The organism is Paeniglutamicibacter sp. ZC-3 (assembly GCF_025847175.2).
Lineage (GTDB): Bacteria > Actinomycetota > Actinomycetes > Actinomycetales > Micrococcaceae > Paeniglutamicibacter > Paeniglutamicibacter sulfureus.
This window is the reverse complement of the sequence record NZ_JAOYTG010000027.1, coordinates 21,376-39,771: the sequence shown is the minus strand read 5'-3', so window position 1 is coordinate 39,771 and position 18,396 is coordinate 21,376. Positions and strand designations below refer to the sequence as shown.

Sequence of the window (18,396 nt, the reverse complement as noted above, 5' to 3'; positions counted from 1 at the left end):
TGCCGGTCGGTTCCCCGGCCCGGGATCCACCTCCCGTAATAAAAGGAGCAGCCATGAGCGAACACGAGGATGAAAAGCGTGCCCTGGATCGTTGGAGCCACCGGCTTTCAAATGCCTTTAATATCCTGGACCTGCAGTCAGACAATGAATTGATCCTGGAATTGGCCGTGAAGTCGGCTCGCTCGGTGAGCCCGTCCGCCGGTCCGATCAGTGCGTTCTATGTCGGCTATGCCGCGGCTCTGGCGGCCACCAGTGGACACGTTGATGCCCAATCGGCGATGCGCTCCGCCGCGGAAAAGGCCATGAAGCTGTGCGAAGACGGCAAGGAGGCAGAGCCCGGCAATGGTGGTTGGTCGGAGACCGCCCAATAGCAACGCAGGGGACCGGCGTGCATTGTGGCGCCCGGCTCTCCTAGAACGCCGTTGACTAGTTGGTGGCCGGGGTTTTGGCCGTCGCGCCGTCATGGGCCGGTTCGAGGCGAACTATCGCCTGCTTGGACACCGGGGTGTTGCTTCCCTCCACCACGGATTCCAGCGGGATCAGTACGTTCGCCTCCGGGTAATACGCCGCAGCGCAGCCTCGGGCACTGGGGTAGGCCACCGCCCGGTAATTGCGCAACACGCGTTCCTTGCCATCGGCATGCTCCCCGTGGATGTCCACGTATTGGCCGTCGGCCAGCCCCAGTGCGGCCAGGTCCTCCGGGTTCACGAACACCACTTGGCGGCCCTTCTTGATCCCGCGGTAGCGGTCGTTGTACCCGTAGATCGTGGTGTTGAACTGGTCGTGGGACCGCAAGGTCTGCAGGATCAGCCGCCCCGGCGGGCACTGGACATGCTCCAGGTCGTTGACAGTGAACATGGCCTTGCCGGTGGCTGTGGGGAAGGTGCGTGAATCTCGCGGGCCGTTGGCCATCACAAAGCCGCCGTCCTGCCTTATCCGTTGGTTGTAGTTCTCGCAGCCTTCCACCACGCGGGAAATGTGGTCGCGGATGGTGTCGTAGTCATTCTCGAAACCGGACCAATCGACGTTGACCTTCTCGCGGAGGGTGGCCTGGGCCAGCCGCGACACGATGGCCACCTCGGAGAGGAGGTTCGCACCCACCGGCTCGACCTTCCCCCAGGACGGATGCACGGCACAGACGGTGTCTTCCACCGAGACGAATTGGATGCCGCCTGCCTGCCTGTCGATTTCCGTGCGGCCCATGGTGGGCAGGATCAGGGCTTCGTCGCCCACCACGGTGTGGGACCGGTTCAGCTTGGTGGAGATCTGGACGGACATCTCCAACTTCTCCATCGCGGCCTCGGCAGCGTGTGTGTCGGAGATCGCGGCCACCAGGTTTCCGCCCATCGCCACGAAGACCTTCAATTCGCCGTCGCGCATTTTCTCGATAGTTTGCACCGAATCAGTACCGTGCTCACGGGGCGGATTGAAGCCGAACTCCTTCTCTATCGCATCCAGGAAGGCAGGTGGCATCTGCTCCCAGATCCCCATGGTGCGATCCCCTTGGACATTGGAGTGCCCGCGAATTGGGGATGCGCCGGCACCAGGCTTGCCGATGTTGCCGCGTAGCAGCAGCAGGTTGACGATCTCCTTGATGGTTGCCACGCCCTTCTTCTGCTGCGTCAGCCCCATGGCCCACGTGATGATGACCTTCTCCGCCTTGAGGTAGCGTGCCGCCAGCTCGTCGATCTCGTCGGTGCGCAGGCCCGTGGCCTCGAGCACTTTGTCCCCATCGAGGTGGGACAGGTGAGCCTTGAGTTCCTCCAACCCCTCGCAGTGCTCTTGGATGAACCCGGCATCCAGCACCGTTCCCGGATGCGCTTCCTCGGCGTCCAGGACGCGTTTGCTCACGGCTTGGAGCAACGCCATGTCTCCGCCGAGTCGGATCTGCATGTATTGGTCGGCGATCTCGGTGCCGCGCCCGATGATGCCCTTGACCTCCTGCGGGTTCTTGTAGCGCCGCAGCCCGGCCTCGGGCAACGGATTGACGGCGACAATCTCGGCGCCGTTGTTCTTTGCTTCCTCAAGGGCGGTGAGCATCCGGGGGTGGTTGGTGCCCGGGTTCTGGCCCATGATGATGATCAGGTCGGATTTGCCGAAGTCGTCGTACGCGATGGTGCTCTTGCCGATACCCAGGGTCTGCCCCATGGCCCAGCCGGTGGACTCGTGGCACATATTGGAGCAATCCGGCAGGTTGTTGGTTCCGAATGCGCGGACGAACAGCTGGTAGATGAAGGCAGCCTCATTGGAGGTGCGTCCGCTGGTGTAGAAGGCCGCCTCGTCCGGGGTCGCCAGGCTGTTGAGCTTCTCGGCGATGATCGAGAAGGCCTTGCCCCAGCGCACGGGACGATAGTGGTCTTCTCCGGCAGCCTTGTACACCGGCTCGGTCAGCCTGCCCTGCTGGCCCAGCCAGTACTCGGACCGCTGGCGCAAATCGCTGACGGAGTGCTCCGCCCAGAAGCTTGAACCCACGGTGATTGGAGTCGCTTCCCAGTTCACGGCCTTTGCCCCGTTCTCGCAGTACTCAAAGGCCTTGCGATGATCTGGGTCCGGCCAAGCACAGCTCATGCAATCGAAGCCGTCCCTGTGGTTCATGGCCAACAGCGTCTTCCGGCTCCTGTTCACTCCCATGTCCCGAAGGGCAGGAGCCATGGAGTGCACGACCCCGGGAATCCCAGCCGCCCAGGACTTCGGTTTGCCGACCTCGATGTCTCCCTGGCTTGGCTCTTCCACGTCAGGAGGATTCTTGCGTGCCATGATGAGCTGCCCTTCGTTCGCCATTTTTGGGCACCGGCCATGAGGTGCCACCGTTCACGTCGCGCGCGTGTCTTAGGACTAACAGGTATTCTCTGCCTCCGCAAGCAAAGCGGGTGGTCCACACGGCGGGAATCCCCGCGGGGTGAGGGACACTGCCCTACGATCGGCAGACGGGCAGGGGGCGGCGTTGGGTGCCGAAAAAGACGGCCACTGGTTCGGTCCGGGCAAGAATTTCGGGAACAGTGGTGGATCGTCGCTGTGTGCTCTGTCCGCCTCGGGCCCCCGGGGCTGGGGCCGCAGGCTGGAGACAGGCCCTGCCGGATGCCGACACCCCGAATGGCTGGAACCCTAACTGGTCCAGGACCCGATTCTTCCCGGGAGGTCAATCCGACCGCTCCAGGAAACACAAGATGCTGGGTGACTCACAGCGGAAACGTGAAGGTTCCCATCAAGCCTCCGATCCAGAGGCCGAGCCCTGCCGCCGAGGTGGCGCAGACGAGTGTTCCGATGCCGTTGAGGGAGCCGGTGACCCATTTGCGGTCCTGGAGGAGGCGGACCGTTTCGAAGCTGGCGGTGGAAAAAGTCGTGTAGCCGCCGAGGAACCCGGTGCCGATGACCAGGTGCCAGGCTTCCGGAACGACGTGACCGGTAGCCAGGCCGGTGATTAGGCCCAGGATCAGGGACCCGCTGAGGTTGATCGTGATGGTGCCCCACGGCAGGATCCCGCTGATGCGCGTATTGATGAGGCCGTCCAGCAGGAGCCTGCAAGCGGCGCCGATCCCGCCCGCGACGGCGATCAGCGCGAAGAGCAGCGGAGTCATCTCAGTCCACCCCGCGTATCTTTCCGCGGGTGGCCATGCCCGCTGCGATCCCGCACCAGGTGGCCACGGCACCGGCCAAGACCGTGGCAAGCGCATAGGCAACACCGGCACCGGAAGCACCATTGCCGATCAGCGCGGCGCTGTCGGTGGCCAGGGCGCTGTAGGTGGTGAAACCACCCAAGAATCCGGTGCCCAGCAGCAACCGCAGCGTACGTCGGCGGCCGAGGTCCGGTTCCCGGCGGGAGAGTCCCTGCAGCAGGACGCCAAGCAGGAACGCCCCGAGGACGTTGATGCCAAAAATCGTGTAGGGGATCCCGTTCACCGGAGGCATGGCCAGGCTGAGCGCTTCCCGCGCGGCCGTGCCAAGGCTGCCGCCGATAAACACGATTCCCAAGCATGCGAAGCGCAGGTGGGCCGGGCGTGCGTCATCGTTGTTGGCCTGTGCAACTTCAAGATCGGGGTCCTTGGGCGGCTGGGTGTTGCCCGTGTCTGGTGTGGGGTCGTTCATGCGATTCCGTCAGGAAGGTTTGGATGGTCCGGTTCGATTACGGTGAGTCGATTGTACGTCGTGACATGTCCGCCCCGGGTGGGTCGCCGGCGGCGGAGCCTGCGGCACCGGGCAGGGCAGACCCCGGGGGAGTGCCCATGTGCCTTAGGACGAGTCCCGCGCGGGCTCAACGGTCGAGTGTCGCACTACCCCTCGAAACGCCTTGGTGTCGAAGCTAGTCTGTTGGCAACCGGGAGCCCTTGGGGGGGAGGCTGGCATGGTTGAACAGCATGTTTCTCCACGCCCCATCCCCCTACGGAAGGACACCTCATGGGTAGCGTTGGCTTACTCTACGTTGGTGCAGTTCTCTTCATAAATGGTCTAATGCTGCTGGGGCTGGTCCCGGGTAAATCAGCGGCCATTATGAATTTCTTTGTTGGGGTAATGCAAGTCGTTTTCCCCACGATTATCTTGATACAGGCAAACGGTGACCCCAATATCATTCTGGGCGCTTCGGGTCTATACCTCTTTGGGTTCACATACTTGTACGTCGGTTTCAACCGGTACTTCGACTTGCCGGGCGAGGGCCTGGGGTGGTTCTCGCTTTTCGTGGCGTTCGTTGCTGCGGTCTTCGGAATTCTGCAATTCACGCAAGCCAACGACCCGCTATTCGGCGTGATCTGGTTGCTTTGGGCCCTCCTGTGGACGCTGTTCTTCATCATCTTGGCACTGGGGAAGGAATCGTTCAGGGTCTTCACGGGTTGGTTCACCATCATTGTTGCCCACATCACCGGAACCATTCCGGCCCTCCTGCTGCTGACCGGGAACTACACCACCGGTCCGGGCGAGGCCGGGGTCCTTGCAGTGATCGGCGTCCTGGCAATCTTGGCCTCCTACGTCCTATCCCGCCGCAAGATGCTTGCCGGCACCGGCAATCCCGTCGCCCCCACAGCCTCCGCGGGCAACTAGTTTCAGGTACTAAACGAGAGGACTTTTCCATGCCGTTGTACGACTTCCGGTGTCCCGAAGGAACGGTGTTCGAATCCACATTCCCCATGGCCATGGTGCCGGATTCCATGGCATGCCCCGAGTGCCAGCAGCAGGCGAGACGACAGATGAGTCCGCCTCGCCTGTCGATCGCCGGCAGCGCAGAATTCAGGCTCATTGATTCGACGAAACGTAGCGCCCACGAACCGGAAGTGGTCACCGGTCGCACCGGAGCGGCCAGGCAGGCAACCCGCTACACCCACAACCCCCTGCACCAAAAGCTTCCGCGTCCCTAAAAGGTCGCGGATCCCCCCACCCATGTACGACGTCGTTTAAGGAGAAGGACCATGCCAGATGTGATATTTCCGCTCGATTCGACCAAAAAGTTCGAGGACCAGGAAAAGCTGGGCCACAACCGGTGGCACCCGGAAATCCCGCCGGTGGCCACGGTCAAGGCAGGCGATGTCTTCCGCGTCGATTGCCGGGAATGGTTCGACGGAGCCATCAAGAACGACGATTCCGCACAGGACATCCTCGACGCACCGCTGCTGACCGTTCACAAACTCTCCGGCCCGTTCGCCGTGGAGGGCGCCAAGCCCGGCGACCTCTTGGTTGTCGACATTCTTGACGTAGGTCCCATTCCGCAGGAAGACAGCGGACCATTGGCCGGCCAGGGCTGGGGCTACACCGGCATCTTCTCCCGAAACAACGGGGGCGGATTCCTGACCGACCAGTTCCCCGATGCCTACAAGGCCATTTGGGACTTCACCGGCCAGGTCGCGACTTCCCGGCACGTGCCGGAAGTATCCTTCGAGGGCCTCATCCACCCCGGGTTGATGGGCACCGCCCCGTCCGCCGCGCTGCTGGCCAAGTGGAACAAGCGGGAGGGCGACCTCATTGCCACCGACCCGCACCGCGTGCCACCGCTGGCACTGCCCCCCGAATCGGAGCATGCCGTGCTCGGCGGGGTGCCCCGAGACCAATGGGAGCGGGTCGGGGGAGAGGCCGCGCGGACCGCACCCCCACGCGAAAATGGCGGAAACCAGGACATCAAGAACCTCTCGAAGGGCACGCGGATCTTCTACCCGGTGTTCGTCGACGGCGCGAACCTGTCCCTGGGCGACCTGCACTTCTCCCAAGGAGACGGGGAAATCACGTTCTGCGGGGCCATCGAAATGGGCGGATTCATTGACCTGCGGGTGGACATCATCCGCGGCGGCATGGACACCTACGGGGTGTCCGAAAACGCCATCTTCATGCCGGGCCGCGTCGACCCGCAATTCAGCGAATGGATTGCCTTCTCCGGCACGTCGGTCACCTTGGACGGCGAGCAGCGCTACCTGGATTCGCACCTCTCATACCAGCGCGCCTGCCTCCACGCCATCGACTACCTCACGAAGTTCGGGTACTCCCCGGAGCAGGCCTACCTGCTCCTGGGTGCGGCACCGATCGAAGGCAGGCTCTCGGGGGTCGTCGACATCCCGAACTCCTGCTCGACCGTCTACCTGCCCACGGCGATGTTCCACTTCGACATCCGCCCCTCGTCCAACGGCCCGCACCAGGTCAACCCGGGCATGGGAGCGCCCATGGCCTCGAACCGGTAGTGATGGCTGCAAGTTGACGAGAGGGTGCCACTGATCCGAACGGGGCACCCTGCCCCTGCTTGGGCCTCCAATTCCGGAGGCAGCGACGAGCCATCCGAGTTCGGATGGCTCGTCGTCTACCGGCCGACGCCCATGCCCTATGTCTTCGCAGGAGGTCCAGGGGTCGGCTCGCGTGGGCGCTTTCCCCTGAGCGCTGCTGGAATGGGTCCAGGAAGCGTTTTAGTGGACATGCCAAACTCTGGGAATCATGGCGACCGGGTGCCGCAGGGGCCAGCGGCTTACGGGCCGCAAGATCTGCGCCGCCGATCCAGGGAAACGGCGAACAGGTTCGTGTCGTAGCGGCTTCCCCTTGAGGTCGCCCGGGTCTGCATCTATGGTGATCGTAACCACCTTCTTGCCGACATGCTGTGGGGGAACCTGGATGGTCGTCTACTACTTTAGCTCGCAGGGACGCTGGATCGCCTTCCGTGAGAACGAGACCGGCAAGAACCTGTTTGGCCCGCGCACGGAGTGGCTTGGCTGGCCTGTCTGGGATGGCCAGGATGTCTGTGGCGCTGCGACGAAGAGCTATCTGGGCACCTTGGTCGGGGATCGTTTGCTGAGGAAGGCCAGTGCACCGTCGCGGGTGGCTCCCTTCGCGCCGTTCGCCCCCTCGTGTTTGTCCCTCTAGCCCCGTTCATGAGGCCTGCGATTGTCATGCCCGCCGGCTACACGGATGTGCCCCGGTGATTACCGGTGCAGGGGTTGGCGGGAGCCTTGTGGATCGCGGCGGCCGGTGTCGGCCGGATCCGTGAGGTGTCCCTTGCAACGAGGTGCCGTTCCGGCGCTTTTGGGCCCGGAAATGGATAGGCTGGGAGCAGGACATTGCAGGTGTGTCCAGGACAGAAAGGCACGTTGATGGCCAGGATGGGGAAGTCGCTCCCGATTGCGGACGAGTTGGCCGCTGCGGCGGCGAACGCCGCCGGGTTGCTCATGTCCGAGGCCACCGTGGCCCAAACGCTGAGACTCATCACCGCTGCGGCGAAGGCCAGCGTTCCCTTCGCCCTCGGCGCCGGGGTGACGCTGATGGACGCCAATGCCCGCCCGACCAGCGCTGCCGCCTCGGACGAGGTCGTCGAGCAGGCCGATGGCCTGCAATACGATCTCGAACAGGGTCCATGCCTCTCGGCCTGGGCCACCGGGGAAACCATTGTTGTCCAGGACATTGCCGCCGACGATCGCTGGCCGGACTGGTCCCGGGCGGTGGCGCCCCTGGCCGTCGCCTCCTCCATCAGCGTTCCGCTGAAGTCCTCCTCCGAATCCTTTGGCGCGGTGAAGGTCTATGCCGCCGAGCCCCAGGCCTTCACCGAGCGCTCCCGCGCCGTCCTGGAGTTGCTGGCCAGGCAGGCTGCCGTGTTGCTGGAACATGCCATCACCGCGGAACAGGCCAAGAAGCTCAGTGACGAGTTGCGCAGCACCCTGCATTCGCGCGAAGTCATTGGCATGGCCAAGGGCATTGTCATGGAGCGCCACCGCGTTGCCGCCGACGACGCGGTGCGGCTGTTGATGAAGCAGGCCATCGCGGAGGGCTTGACCCTGGGCGAGCTCGCTGCCCGGCTGGTCGAGGCCGCCACCCCGCAAGGTGCCTAGCGACGGGGAACAGGCCATGGAGATTGATGACGATGATCTGCAGCTGAGGCAGCTGCGCCGGGCACTGCCGCTTGCGGGCCTGACGGTGGGCGAGCTGTGGCTGAGGTACTTCGGCCTTGGGGGTTCGGCGGGCCAATTCGAGATCGAGGCGTACCTCTTTGCCGCCCACGCGCTGCCGACGTTGGAGCGCGATCTGGTGGCCCACGCGATCAATGAACGTCTCATGGACCTCGACATGGAGCTCAGGGTCCCCTACTCCACGGACCTTGACCCGGGAACGGCGGAAAGCTAGATGGGCACGCCGGGCCACGACGCACGCAACCAGGATGAGTTGCAAGACTTGCTGCTGGACAGCGAGGGCTTCAGCGACTTCATGCTGGAGCTGGTGCTGATTGCCGCGGCGGGACTGGGAAGCGGCAAGCCGGTGCTGTGTTCCATCACGGTGGAGCGCGAGGGCTTCCCGCTCACGGTGGCCAGCAGCGAGCTCGATGCCATGATTCTGGATGAACGCCAGTACGCCTTTGACAACGGTCCCTGCCTGACCGCTTTGCGGCAGCAGCGCACGGTCTTCATCCCGGATCTGGACGAGTCGAGGAAGTGGGAGGGCTACGCGCGGGTGATCGCCTCCAGCGGGGTGCAGGCCATCCTCGCGGTCCCCGTGGAAGCCGGCAGCAGCACCCAGGCGGCGCTGAATTGCTACGCCCGCGATCTTGGAATGATGGATGCGGCCTTTGTCTCCGCGGTGGAGGCCTTCGCCGGATCGATCTCGCGCATCCTTCGCCTTGCCCTGAGATTCCACCTGCCTGCCCTGGCCGGTGCCGACCTGGGTCCGGAGTTGCGGGCCCGCGGGCTGGTTGACGCAGCCGTGGCGGTGATCATGGCCCGGGACAAGTGCAGCCGAGCCGAGGCCTTCACGCAATTGGGCCGCTCGGCATTCACGGGGAACATGCGCCTGGGCGAAAGGGCGATCGAGGTCCTGCGCGAGGCACGACGCGCCCAGGGGATGGAATAGGCCTTGGTCCCTTGCCCCGGATCATGACGGTATCTCCTGACGGCGATATCGCTCGCCGCGCGGCAGCAGGCGGCAGCGGGCCTGCAGCTGGGCACGAGGTGGTGCACGCCCATCGATGCGGCCATTGGTCGTGATCCCGGGACGGCAAGGCCGTTCCCAGGCGCGTTCAGGATCCGCGTTGCGGGCGGATTCCACCGGCAACTAAACCCGTGATCGTGGCCATCGAACTCGGGCAGACCCCGGCCGGGAACCACGTCAGGAACCACTTCGGGCGATTGCTGGCGGCCGGCTAGAGGTCGGTGCCGTATCCCCGCAGCAGGAGGGAGTGCGGCACCCCCGGCAGCCGGGTGGTGCGGATTCCCTGGAATTCCTCGCACCGGCCGCACCAGCATTCAACGTCCCAGGCCGAGGGCTCGGACCCACGCGGCGGCACCGGCCGGACCTGCTCAAAGACCAGATATTTGTCGCTGTGGCAGGTTCCGCATATGACCGGCGGCATGCTCTCCTGCGCCGATGGTGGGACCCGGGTGATCTTAGCGGCGGCCGCGGGCGGTGCGCTGCGACGTCGCGGGGTGGTGAGCAACTGCTGGGTGATCATGAGCCCTATCCTCGAAGTTCCGAAGTTCAAACAAACGGATGCCGTGGTTCCCGGGGTCTGGAGAACCACATGCGGCCGGCGGAAAACCCCGCCGACCGATCGATAAATCGACTATGCCCGTCATGTGTCGCCGAGCACAAGCGGGATTTCGCCTCTGGCACGGCCAGCCTGGTGTTCCGGGGGGACCGGCACGGGGCGGTCCCCGCACCGGGGTGCGGGGACCGCGGGGGAAGCGGCCTCGGGATCCGGCCTCGCGTTGCGCGTGCGGCGCCGTGGTGGGCCCGGCGGGGCTCTCACCCTTGTGCCCGGGCGGCCGGGAAGATGCCGTCCCCGTTTTGGGACACCGTCCTCCTTAGGCGTTGATGGAGTGCTGTTCCTGCGCGTTGGAAGTGATGGCGATCTTGCGCGGTTTGGCCTGTTCGGCCACCGGGATCCGCAACCGCAGCACGCCGGTGTCGTAGCTGGCCTCGATGTGCCCGGTGTCCAGGTTATCGCCCAGCACCAGTTGCCGGCTGAACACCCCGCGGGGGCGTTCGGCCGCAAGGATCTCCTTCGTGCCCTCACCGTCCAGGGCGCCGCGTTCGGCCTTGACCGTCACGACGTTGTTCTCCACGTCCAGGTCGATCGAGCCGCGGTCAACTCCCGGTAGGTCGAATTCGACGTGGAACACGTCCGCCTCGCGCCAGGCGTCCATGCTCATCGCTGCGGGCCGGGCCGTGGTTCCGAACACCTGCTCGGCGAGCCTGTCGAGGGCGCGGAACGGGTCGGTGCTCATCAACATGGTTCCTCTCCTTCATGGTCTTGCTTGCTGTCGGCCCCGCCGGATCTTCTTCAGCGGGTACAGATTTTTTATAGCACTGCGGATAGAATGCTGCAAGAGGGTAACCCGAAAAAAATTGGAAGCACGGTCATGGCCATCCCCGATCCCGGGACCCCCGTCCCGATGGCCATGGATGCGTTGGCGCGGGTGTCTACGGCATCTCGGTGGCGGCTGAGCTGGCCGGGACCGGGCAGCAGGACCTTGCGGTTCGATGAGCCCCGCGGGCTGACGGGGACCGCGCGGACCGCCGGCGGGACCCGGCAGTACAGCGAGTACGACCGGGGAACCCTGTGCCGGATATCCGCGCTGCCGAGGGTTGGGGTGAACCTCGCCGGCATCCGCCCTGCTGGGCCTGGAGGCCGAAAACCAGGTGCTCCGGGAAGAGCTCGCCCGCCGCGGCGGGTGACACCGCGGCAGGCGGGGACGGGAACCGGTGGGGACGCGAACCGGCGTGAGCACGGGCAACTAGCAAACCCGGAGCCGCACGGCATTCCAGACCGTTCCTCGGGTGCGGATCCGCGAACCCCGTCCCGGGTCCGTACCCCGGGTGCGGGACCCGCAGGGCCCGGTTCCCGAGCCCGATCCCCGCGTGTGTTCCCCGGGTTGCCGAATGATTGGGTCGTTTCGTCGCTTGGGGCCGGGGATGCTAGGGTTCCGCGCAATCGCGGCAGACCTTCACGCCATCGAACTCCCTGGCGACCTGGCTGCGGTGCCGGAGGGAGAAGCATTCCCCGCAGACCAACTCATCGGGTGCCTGGTGGACAACCTCGACCACGAGCTCCTCGAGCACGATCGCCCCGGGAAGCTCGCTGACCTCCGAAAGGTCCGCTTCCTCCAGGTCTTCCTGCCCGTCCCTGGCACCGGGAGCATTCAATTGCCGGACGGTTTTCAAGTCGCGTTCGGAAACTTCGGCCACCTCCGGGCGGGCCTCGTCGTAATCCTGGGCCCTGGTCTATCCTCCGGGCAAATCTGGGTGGTGTCGAGAGTGTAGACCTTGGGGGCGGGAGGGGCAACGGGCAGGCAGGACGGGATTCGGGACGGGCCGGATGCGGCGAATCGTCCGGCCGTTGAGCCCGCCGAGGCCCTCGATGGTCCATCGATCCCGTGCAGGTTCGGGACTCCACCTAATGGTTGGCATGCCCCCCCAGGGTCCTGCGCACAGACAAGACCGTGTTACGCAACCGGGCCCGGAAAATGCAGGATCCTGGCATGCACTCCATGGGCGGCGCGGCTCCGGCCAGGTGGTCGCGCGGCTAGGTGGTCGCGCGGCGGAGGGACGGGGCCGCCGCGTGTTGCTCGGCGACCAGGTACTCTTTCACGGCCTGTTCGGGAACCCGGTAGGACCGGCCGAAGCGCACCGCCGGCAGTTCCCCCTGGTGCGCCAAACGGTGGACGGTCATCTTTGAGACGCGCATCGCCAAGGCGACCTCGGCGACTGTCAGGTAGTGGCGTCCTCGAAGCTTTTCGAGTCAACCATTGCATTCCCTGTCATGGTGCCCGACTTCCCCCAGCGGACAGCTGATCCCACGTACACCTTCAACCCCTGGTGCAACGTGGGTCCCATCTCAGGACCAGGCAGCCCTTGGTGCCAGGGGTCGCACTTCAATTCCGTGCGCAGGTGTCCCCAGGGCGACCCAAGCGGCGGGTGTCAGCCGCGTGGGTCCAGGGAGAGGCATCCCCGGACCGTGGCAGAGGGCCAAGCCATCGGTTTTTTCGCTATCGTCGAGCTGGGGAAACCTGGCTGCGTCAGGTGTCGGCACGGTTCTCCTTGTCTTGCGGTGGATTGGCGGAGGCTTATTAGGTGCGGGACGGGCCTGGTTCGGTGATGCACACGACGGCATTGCCGGCAGGCATTCTTCGATCGGTGGTCGCAGCCAGGGACAGGGAATCCACGGCTTCCTCCAGGGTCCTGTGCACCCCGGCGAGGCGCCCGTTGCGGGTGACGGCCTCCATTCGATGGTCCTCGCAGAGGCGGATCGAACCCAGGTCCCGTCCCGTCCCCGCATGGTGGACCAGGTAGAGGAAGCGTCCCGAGGGGAGCACCTCGATCTCGTTGATCACCAGCGTCTTGAGTTCTTCCTGTGTGCTCATGGTTCGACCTCCAGTCAAAGGGTCCTTCTCCGGTTCGGGTGTGCGGTCCTGCGGGTGCCTCCCTCCCTGTCTCGGGTCAGCAGCACGGCGAGGGCAACCATGGCGAGGCCCAGGACCAGGTGCAGCCAGTTGTCGGCGTTGTTCACGGGCACGAAGTTTGCGTTGCTGTCGTGGTCGATGACCAGCCCGTAGATCCACAGCAGCAGGTAGATGACCCCGCCCCAGAGCAGGTAGCTCCGTGCAGCGCTCCGGGTCCTGGCCATGGCGATGCCCGCGACACCAAAGAGCAGGTGCACGATGTTGTGCAGGATGGACACCTGGAACACGCCCAGCAGCATCGCCTCGGAATGGTGGCTCGCGAAGGAGAGCTGGTCGTAGTTGGTGGTGATTCCGGGAATGAAGCCCAGGATGCCGACGAGCAGGAAAACTGCGCCGACGGCCAAGGCCGCCTTCTGGACGTGGGTGCGTTCGGTGGCGCTGTGTGCAGCAGCATTGCCGGTCATGGTGTTGTCCTTTCAGGGGTGGTTTTCCTGGTTGGCGTCCCCGATGCTCGGCCCTGCCGGACGGTGAAGCATTCCTTGGCGGGACGCCGGGAGACCGGTGGGTCCTCGTTACCGATGGCGGTCGGACCCGTGGGGTGTCCTGCCAGGGAAGATGCGGGGCCGCAGCCGGGCAGCAGGTCCCGGCCGGCGGACAGACCCGTGGAACCGGGGGGAGGATGCATGGGGGGTGAAGACCCAGGGTCTTGGGTCCCCGTCCACTGGCGGCAGCGGCACGACCGGGGACGGGGGTGGGGCGGTGGATACGACCATAGGGTCTCCGCGGGGAGCCGTCGGGGCCGGGGCCCCGGGTGGGAGGTCGGACGCTGCTTGCCGCCGATCCCCATTTTACGAAAGCTTCACCGCCAGGGGAAGACGCTCTCGTTCGTTCGGAGCTGCCAGGGCCGCTGTCCCGGGCGGGCGAGCATGCGCCGGACAGGGTTCGATGTTGGGGCCCTGCGGGCCTTCTACGGTGCCGGTCGCTGTGACAAGGTGGTGGGACACGGGCGCAGCGTGCTTTGTCCCGGCTGCGCGAACCCACAGACGGGGGATGAACGGTGGACGGGGATTCGTTTACCAGCGTCAGCGAGTACCTTTACGGCAAGGTCCTGGAAACCGAGGAGATCGAGGTATTCCTCAATGCCCTGGCACACATGGCCGTGCACGAGCTCTCCACGGAGCCGGAGCGGATGCTGTGCGGGATTACCTTGGTGCGTAGGAAACGAGCCGGGACCGTGGCCAGCAGCAGCCCGGAGGCCCAGGAGCTGGACGAGATCCAATACGACCTGCGCAACGGCCCGTGCCTGACAGCGGCCCGCAACCACGTCGTGGTCCAGGTCCCCGACCTGCACGTCGATGACCGCTGGCCGGGCTACGCCGAGCAGGTGCTCTCTCACGGCATCCGCTCCATCCTCGCCGTGCCGTTCGAGCTCGGGGACGGGGACGCTGCGGCCCTGAACCTCTACTCGACCCTCCCCTCGGCGTTCGGCCCCCAAGAGATCCAGACTGCCCAGGACTACGCGGCCAGAGCCTCCGGCGCGCTGGCCCTGGCCGTCAAGCTGGCCAAGCACCGCGAGCAGGCGGCGGACCTGCTGGAAGCGCTGAAGACCCGGACCACCATCGACCTGGCCGTGGGCATCATCATGGGGCAAAACCGGTGCAGCCCGGAGGATGCCTTCGGCATCCTGCGGTCCGCGTCCAACAGCCGCAACATCAAGCTGCGGGACGTGGCAGCGGGAGTCATCGGATCCACCGGCACCCAAACGCACTCCACCCACTTCGAAACCTAGTCCCCGCCCGTGCCGGATGGGGGGGAAGGACCGGGCGGATGGTGCGGCCTCCGGTCCCTTGCAGGGGCCATTGTCGGCGCCCTCGAAATTCCGTTCCCGCCCCGCTGGCAGTGACGTGTCCCGCCGGCCCCCGACGGCGTTCCCCGTTCGGGCCCTACCCGGTCGGGGAGGGGCGGCCCGGGATTTCGCCACGGCAAACCAGGGAGACAGTATTGCCGGCCACCATGGCGAACCTCCTGGGGTGCCTGCCGTCCTGTGCTAGATCGGCGCGTGCAGGTAAGCCGGTGCCGGGTGCCGGGCGGCGGCCAGGTACTCCTGCACGGCCTGGGCGGGAACCCGGTATGACTTGCCGAAGCTCACCACCGGCAGCTTGCCCTGGTGCACCAGTTCGTAGACGGTCATTCTTGGCACGTTCATCGCCGCGGCGGCCTCGGCCACTCTCAGGTAGTCGGTGTCCCCGGGGTCCTGTGGCTCGAGCATTTCATCCCTTAATCCATGTGGCCGTCTTCCCCCCGGCTGAACGGCTGTTTTCGACCGGGCCTCCGTCCCGGAAGCCCGGTGTGGATTCCCATGGTAGGTCCGGGTTCGGCGGCGTATCAAGGTTTTGCTCACCCGTCCGGCGGACCGCTTCCCCCCACGGCGGGCATGGGTTCACGGACACCGTGGACCACCTCGCCCCCGTTCGATCCCTGCACCGAAGGTACGGGCCCTCGTGGCGGGGGCCCCGTACCGTCGTTCGCAGGCCAGTGCGCATGCGCCTTTTTCCCCCGTCGGGGTGTTTGGGTAATGTGGAAACTTCGTCCGGAAGTGCCATTCCCAAGAGACCGTCGGACGGGATCAGAGGCCCTCGCGTCCGCGCCCGCCCCCCAGGCGTGCGGCCGTGGGGGTTTACCTTTGGCCTGTTGCAAACCCGGCGTCCACCGGCCGCGTGCGCACCACTGCCGGGTCGCATTCTTGGCGGGACGTTCCTTGACGCTGCATGGGATCACACGGGAAAATTTAGGGACACCAATCCTCCTGGAGGAGACGCGTCATGAAACGGAAACGGGGAAAAGCCAGCAAATACTATGTTCAGCCTTTCTCCATCGGGTTGGACGCGTGGCCTTTCACCTTCGAGGAAATCCTGCGCATGGCCAGGTATGTGGGCATCGCTGGTGGGGTCGCCTGGGTCGTGGTCCGTGAAATGTTTGCCTTTCTGGAGCCTGGCTCCGCCGCCGCGGGTTCCGTGCCGTTCTTCGTCTTCATGCTCTTGCTGGTGCCGGTCCTGCACGGGATTCGTCGGCTCCTCCGGCCTTCCGATATCGAAATCGCCCGGCGCTGGGACTATATCCTGTCGCATCCGGAGGAGTATCCGGGCGAGGCGTCCGTCCGCAGAACAGACCACCGGGACTGACGTGGCTGCAGGTCCCCGGGCCCGGTGACCTTGCCGCCGGTGCAAGAACCCCGCCACCCCGCCACCTGCTGGTGGCAGGGTCTAGTGCTGCTCGCCCAGGATCCGGGCCATGGTTCGTCGGGCGGCACGCCCCTCGGGGATGGGCAGCAGCGGGTAGACGTGGACCATGCCCGTTGCCTGGTGGAATTCGGTGTGCACCCCGGCCGCGCGGGCCTTGGACACCAGGAGTTCGCAATCCGGGTGGGTGATGTCGCGGGTGCCGGCAAACACGGTGAGCGGGCCGAGGCCGGCCATCTGTCCGAACAGGGGGCTCACGATAGGGTCTTCCCACCGGAGCCCATCGCGCCAAAGATCCGCAGCGGCATGCAGGCCGGGTCGGACCAGCCACTTCTCCTGTGCTTCCAGGACGTCGATGGCCGGATTGCGAAGGCTCAGATCAAGTGCCGGGGAGATGAGCACCGTGTGGGCTAGGGCCACCCCGAGGTCGCGCAGCAGCAGTGCGGCGGAGAGGGCGATCTGGCCGCCGGCCGAATCGCCGACCACCGATACGTGGCCGGCGCCGTGGGTGGCGGCAAGGCGCCGGAGCAGGTCGGCAACCTGCGGGACCACGCTCGCCGCGGTGCCTCGCGGAGCCAGGGGGTAGATGGGGACCAGGACCCGGGACCCGGTGTCTGCGGCGAGCCTGAGGATCAGTTGCCAATGGAGTGGGGATATTTGGTTGATCCACGAACCCCCGTGGAGATAGACGATGCGCGGTTGTCCAGGGCCTGCGGAGGCTCGCACCTCATACAGGGGCCAGCCGCCCTCCTCATCGACCTCGATGTCCACGCCGCGGGGCAGCAGGCGAGGTGGCCCGTACGCGCGGGGGCGCAAGCGGCGCGCCGCCACGAGGTCCGCGGTGGCCTGGGGGCTGGCAAACCGGTGCCGGTACCCCAGTGCCGTCAAAAGAGGCGGCACCATCCGGCTGGCCAGGCTGGGTACAGAAACCCCCGGGGACGAAGGGATGGCGGTGTCCACGATCCCCGCGGCCACCGGGCCGGCGGCGCCGGGGTAAATGCCGGCGGATTCACGCTGGTGTCCCGGCGGCCCCCCTTCCCGAGGGTGCCGGATCCGCGTCCTCCTCGCTGCCCGGAGCCGCTTCGGGACCTGGAGTCTCGCCGGGACCCGGGTCCTGCCCGGTTGCGCCCGCCCGCCGGTCCTCCACCACCACGAGCCGCTGGCCGTCCTGAACCCTTTCGGGATCGGGGGCACCCACCGCCGGGCATCCCCTGGACTCATCGTCTCTTGGGCAAGGGCCTGGGCATCGACGGGATCCAGTGGTTCGAAGACTTCACCCATGTTCGTCCTCCTACGTACCGTGAATCAACTCCTTGGGGGGAAACCAAGATAGGGCCTGCACGGCACCGGCTCAAGGGACCTCAAGAGCCCTTGCCGGAGCCGGCCCGGCTGCGGGAGATTTCCCTTCGCAGGGATTCGTTTTCCGCTTCCAGCTCCAGGACCAGTCCGATGCCCGCAACGTTCAGCCCCAGCGCCAGGAGTTCGGCGATCCGTCGCAGCCTGGCCACATCGGCATCGCTATACAGCCGGGTGCCGCCTTCGGTGCGTCCCGGTTCCAGCAGCCCCTTGCGCTCATACATCCGGAGGTTTTGCTGACCCGTTCCCACCAGCTCCGCGGCCACTGAAATCGCATACACACCCCTCGCCTTCGCATCCTTGGTAGACATCACGAATCCCTTCCAATTTCCTGCCGCATGCTTCTTGCACGGGCGACCTGCCTGTGTTATAAAAATTGTATATCCGTCGATACAGATATCGAGGGATAGGCAACAACCAGAGATGGCTCGAAACGACACGGAAAAGGAGTGCAATAGCCATGTTGATGCGTACAGACCCGTTCCGCGACCTCGACCGGCTTGCCGAGCAGGTTTTCGGGACCCCGACCCGTCCGGCGGCCATGGCCATGGATGCATGGCGCGACGGGGACAAGTTTGAGGTGGAATTCGATTTGCCCGGCATCGACCCGGATTCGATCGACCTGGATGTGGAACGCAACGTGGTGACCATCAAGGCCGAACGGCCGGCACTGGACAAGGACCTGGACCTGCTTGCCTCCGAGCGGCCCCGGGGCGTGTTCAGCCGACAGCTGGTCCTGGGCGAAAACCTCGATACGGAGAACATTGAGGCCGCCTACGACGCAGGGGTGCTTCGCCTGCACATCCCGGTGGCCGAGAAGGCAAAGCCACGCAAGATCGAAATCACTTCCGCAAGCACCGATCGCCAAGCGCTGGACGCCTAGGCGACCGGGGCGCGGGAGATGCCCCTGGCATCCCCCGCCACGCCGGAAGCGTCCGGAGGCTGCCCACCTGTTG

General features: G+C 65.4%; 22 protein-coding genes and 1 pseudogene. 11 read left to right on the top strand and 12 right to left on the bottom strand.

Annotated elements, in window-relative coordinates:
• Positions 1–53 precede the first annotated feature (53 nt).
• Entirely contained in the window at positions 54–371 is a 318-nt protein-coding gene (locus tag OIU93_RS19185) for a DUF6457 domain-containing protein (RefSeq protein ID WP_264271662.1), read from the top strand.
• Positions 372–426: 55 nt separating this feature from the next.
• Here OIU93_RS19185 and OIU93_RS19180 read toward each other — a convergent pair whose 3' ends face one another.
• From OIU93_RS19180 to OIU93_RS19170, 3 genes are all read right to left on the bottom strand, one after another.
• Positions 427–2,757, bottom strand: coding sequence for an FdhF/YdeP family oxidoreductase (locus OIU93_RS19180; RefSeq protein ID WP_264271661.1), 2,331 nt, complete (start codon positions 2,755–2,757; stop codon positions 427–429).
• Positions 2,758–3,179: 422 nt separating this feature from the next.
• Positions 3,180–3,578: a fluoride efflux transporter CrcB gene (gene crcB, locus OIU93_RS19175; RefSeq protein ID WP_264271660.1), complete on the bottom strand. Its 399-nt coding sequence runs from the start codon at positions 3,576–3,578 to the stop codon at positions 3,180–3,182.
• A 1-nt stretch (position 3,579) separates the two neighbouring features.
• Positions 3,580–4,086 (bottom strand): CrcB family protein, encoded by a 507-nt coding sequence (locus tag OIU93_RS19170; RefSeq protein WP_264271659.1) that lies wholly within the window; start codon positions 4,084–4,086, stop codon positions 3,580–3,582.
• 309 nt (positions 4,087–4,395) lie between these two features.
• On the opposite strand from OIU93_RS19170, the gene OIU93_RS19165 reads away from it, so the two are divergent.
• The 7 genes from OIU93_RS19165 to OIU93_RS19135 all read left to right on the top strand — a co-directional run bounded on the left by OIU93_RS19165 (position 4,396) and on the right by OIU93_RS19135 (position 9,297).
• Entirely contained in the window at positions 4,396–5,034 is a 639-nt protein-coding gene (locus tag OIU93_RS19165) for an AmiS/UreI family transporter (RefSeq protein WP_264271658.1), read from the top strand.
• Between the two features lie 29 nt (positions 5,035–5,063).
• Positions 5,064–5,348, top strand: a complete 285-nt coding sequence (locus OIU93_RS19160; RefSeq protein ID WP_264271657.1) for an FmdB family zinc ribbon protein — start codon at positions 5,064–5,066, stop codon at positions 5,346–5,348.
• Positions 5,349–5,399: 51 nt separating this feature from the next.
• Positions 5,400–6,656, top strand: a complete 1,257-nt coding sequence (gene fmdA / locus OIU93_RS19155; protein ID WP_264271656.1) for a formamidase — start codon at positions 5,400–5,402, stop codon at positions 6,654–6,656.
• A 421-nt stretch (positions 6,657–7,077) separates the two neighbouring features.
• The gene (locus OIU93_RS19150; RefSeq protein ID WP_264271655.1) at positions 7,078–7,326 is read left to right on the top strand and encodes a hypothetical protein; all 249 of its coding nucleotides are present in this window, start codon (positions 7,078–7,080) and stop codon (positions 7,324–7,326) included.
• A 227-nt stretch (positions 7,327–7,553) separates the two neighbouring features.
• Positions 7,554–8,285: a GAF and ANTAR domain-containing protein gene (locus tag OIU93_RS19145; protein WP_264271654.1), complete on the top strand. Its 732-nt coding sequence runs from the start codon at positions 7,554–7,556 to the stop codon at positions 8,283–8,285.
• Positions 8,286–8,301: 16 nt separating this feature from the next.
• Positions 8,302–8,577, top strand: a complete 276-nt coding sequence (locus tag OIU93_RS19140; RefSeq protein WP_264271653.1) for a hypothetical protein — start codon at positions 8,302–8,304, stop codon at positions 8,575–8,577.
• Positions 8,578–9,297, top strand: coding sequence for a GAF and ANTAR domain-containing protein (locus OIU93_RS19135; protein ID WP_264271652.1), 720 nt, complete (start codon positions 8,578–8,580; stop codon positions 9,295–9,297).
• A gap of 289 nt (positions 9,298–9,586) precedes the next feature.
• Here the strand turns inward: OIU93_RS19135 and OIU93_RS19130 are convergent, their stop codons facing one another.
• The 6 genes and pseudogenes from OIU93_RS19130 to OIU93_RS19105 form a co-directional block, all read right to left on the bottom strand.
• The gene (locus OIU93_RS19130; RefSeq protein WP_264271651.1) at positions 9,587–9,895 is read right to left on the bottom strand and encodes a hypothetical protein; all 309 of its coding nucleotides are present in this window, start codon (positions 9,893–9,895) and stop codon (positions 9,587–9,589) included.
• A gap of 352 nt (positions 9,896–10,247) precedes the next feature.
• Complete coding sequence (locus OIU93_RS19125; protein ID WP_264271650.1) at positions 10,248–10,676, bottom strand: Hsp20/alpha crystallin family protein; 429 nt, start codon at positions 10,674–10,676, stop codon at positions 10,248–10,250.
• A gap of 685 nt (positions 10,677–11,361) precedes the next feature.
• Positions 11,362–11,649: pseudogene (locus tag OIU93_RS19120) on the bottom strand (DUF4193 family protein); the annotation flags it as partial.
• 319 nt (positions 11,650–11,968) lie between these two features.
• A complete protein-coding gene (locus tag OIU93_RS19115) occupies positions 11,969–12,157 on the bottom strand; it encodes a helix-turn-helix domain-containing protein (RefSeq protein WP_372342973.1) in 189 nt (62 codons plus the stop codon).
• Positions 12,158–12,512: 355 nt separating this feature from the next.
• The gene (locus OIU93_RS19110) at positions 12,513–12,806 is read right to left on the bottom strand and encodes a hypothetical protein (protein WP_264271648.1); all 294 of its coding nucleotides are present in this window, start codon (positions 12,804–12,806) and stop codon (positions 12,513–12,515) included.
• Positions 12,807–12,820: 14 nt separating this feature from the next.
• A complete protein-coding gene (locus tag OIU93_RS19105) occupies positions 12,821–13,309 on the bottom strand; it encodes a DUF4383 domain-containing protein (protein WP_264271647.1) in 489 nt (162 codons plus the stop codon).
• Positions 13,310–13,902: 593 nt separating this feature from the next.
• Here OIU93_RS19105 and OIU93_RS19100 point away from each other — a divergent pair.
• Entirely contained in the window at positions 13,903–14,634 is a 732-nt protein-coding gene (locus tag OIU93_RS19100) for a GAF and ANTAR domain-containing protein (protein ID WP_264271646.1), read from the top strand.
• A 258-nt stretch (positions 14,635–14,892) separates the two neighbouring features.
• On the opposite strand, the gene OIU93_RS19095 is transcribed toward OIU93_RS19100, so the two are convergent.
• Positions 14,893–15,114: a helix-turn-helix domain-containing protein gene (locus OIU93_RS19095; RefSeq protein ID WP_264271645.1), complete on the bottom strand. Its 222-nt coding sequence runs from the start codon at positions 15,112–15,114 to the stop codon at positions 14,893–14,895.
• 553 nt (positions 15,115–15,667) lie between these two features.
• On the opposite strand from OIU93_RS19095, the gene OIU93_RS19090 reads away from it, so the two are divergent.
• Complete coding sequence (locus OIU93_RS19090; RefSeq protein ID WP_264271644.1) at positions 15,668–16,027, top strand: hypothetical protein; 360 nt, start codon at positions 15,668–15,670, stop codon at positions 16,025–16,027.
• A gap of 81 nt (positions 16,028–16,108) precedes the next feature.
• Here OIU93_RS19090 and OIU93_RS19085 read toward each other — a convergent pair whose 3' ends face one another.
• Both OIU93_RS19085 and OIU93_RS19080 read right to left on the bottom strand, forming a co-directional pair.
• Complete coding sequence (locus OIU93_RS19085) at positions 16,109–16,987, bottom strand: alpha/beta hydrolase fold domain-containing protein (protein WP_264271643.1); 879 nt, start codon at positions 16,985–16,987, stop codon at positions 16,109–16,111.
• Between the two features lie 458 nt (positions 16,988–17,445).
• The gene (locus OIU93_RS19080; RefSeq protein WP_372342972.1) at positions 17,446–17,721 is read right to left on the bottom strand and encodes a MerR family transcriptional regulator; all 276 of its coding nucleotides are present in this window, start codon (positions 17,719–17,721) and stop codon (positions 17,446–17,448) included.
• Positions 17,722–17,900: 179 nt separating this feature from the next.
• Here OIU93_RS19080 and OIU93_RS19075 point away from each other — a divergent pair, with 179 nt between their 5' ends.
• Positions 17,901–18,323 (top strand): Hsp20/alpha crystallin family protein, encoded by a 423-nt coding sequence (locus tag OIU93_RS19075; protein ID WP_264271641.1) that lies wholly within the window; start codon positions 17,901–17,903, stop codon positions 18,321–18,323.
• Positions 18,324–18,396: the final 73 nt, after the last annotated feature.

Excerpts from the sequence above, each read along its gene's own strand:
- OIU93_RS19185 (WP_264271662.1), top strand. The coding sequence starts at position 54 with ATGAGCGAACACGAGGATGAAAAGCGTGCCCTGGATCGTTGGAGCCAC.
- OIU93_RS19180 (WP_264271661.1), bottom strand. The coding sequence starts at position 2,757 with ATGGCACGCAAGAATCCTCCTGACGTGGAAGAGCCAAGCCAGGGAGAC.
- crcB (WP_264271660.1), bottom strand. The coding sequence starts at position 3,578 with ATGACTCCGCTGCTCTTCGCGCTGATCGCCGTCGCGGGCGGGATCGGC.
- OIU93_RS19170 (WP_264271659.1), bottom strand. The coding sequence starts at position 4,086 with ATGAACGACCCCACACCAGACACGGGCAACACCCAGCCGCCCAAGGAC.
- OIU93_RS19165 (WP_264271658.1), top strand. The coding sequence starts at position 4,396 with ATGGGTAGCGTTGGCTTACTCTACGTTGGTGCAGTTCTCTTCATAAAT.
- OIU93_RS19160 (WP_264271657.1), top strand. The coding sequence starts at position 5,064 with ATGCCGTTGTACGACTTCCGGTGTCCCGAAGGAACGGTGTTCGAATCC.
- fmdA (WP_264271656.1), top strand. The coding sequence starts at position 5,400 with ATGCCAGATGTGATATTTCCGCTCGATTCGACCAAAAAGTTCGAGGAC.
- OIU93_RS19150 (WP_264271655.1), top strand. The coding sequence starts at position 7,078 with ATGGTCGTCTACTACTTTAGCTCGCAGGGACGCTGGATCGCCTTCCGT.
- OIU93_RS19145 (WP_264271654.1), top strand. The coding sequence starts at position 7,554 with ATGGCCAGGATGGGGAAGTCGCTCCCGATTGCGGACGAGTTGGCCGCT.
- OIU93_RS19140 (WP_264271653.1), top strand. The coding sequence starts at position 8,302 with ATGGAGATTGATGACGATGATCTGCAGCTGAGGCAGCTGCGCCGGGCA.
- OIU93_RS19135 (WP_264271652.1), top strand. The coding sequence starts at position 8,578 with ATGGGCACGCCGGGCCACGACGCACGCAACCAGGATGAGTTGCAAGAC.
- OIU93_RS19130 (WP_264271651.1), bottom strand. The coding sequence starts at position 9,895 with ATGATCACCCAGCAGTTGCTCACCACCCCGCGACGTCGCAGCGCACCG.
- OIU93_RS19125 (WP_264271650.1), bottom strand. The coding sequence starts at position 10,676 with ATGTTGATGAGCACCGACCCGTTCCGCGCCCTCGACAGGCTCGCCGAG.
- OIU93_RS19110 (WP_264271648.1), bottom strand. The coding sequence starts at position 12,806 with ATGAGCACACAGGAAGAACTCAAGACGCTGGTGATCAACGAGATCGAG.
- OIU93_RS19105 (WP_264271647.1), bottom strand. The coding sequence starts at position 13,309 with ATGACCGGCAATGCTGCTGCACACAGCGCCACCGAACGCACCCACGTC.
- OIU93_RS19095 (WP_264271645.1), bottom strand. The coding sequence starts at position 15,114 with ATGCTCGAGCCACAGGACCCCGGGGACACCGACTACCTGAGAGTGGCC.
- OIU93_RS19090 (WP_264271644.1), top strand. The coding sequence starts at position 15,668 with ATGAAACGGAAACGGGGAAAAGCCAGCAAATACTATGTTCAGCCTTTC.
- OIU93_RS19085 (WP_264271643.1), bottom strand. The coding sequence starts at position 16,987 with ATGGTGCCGCCTCTTTTGACGGCACTGGGGTACCGGCACCGGTTTGCC.
- OIU93_RS19075 (WP_264271641.1), top strand. The coding sequence starts at position 17,901 with ATGTTGATGCGTACAGACCCGTTCCGCGACCTCGACCGGCTTGCCGAG.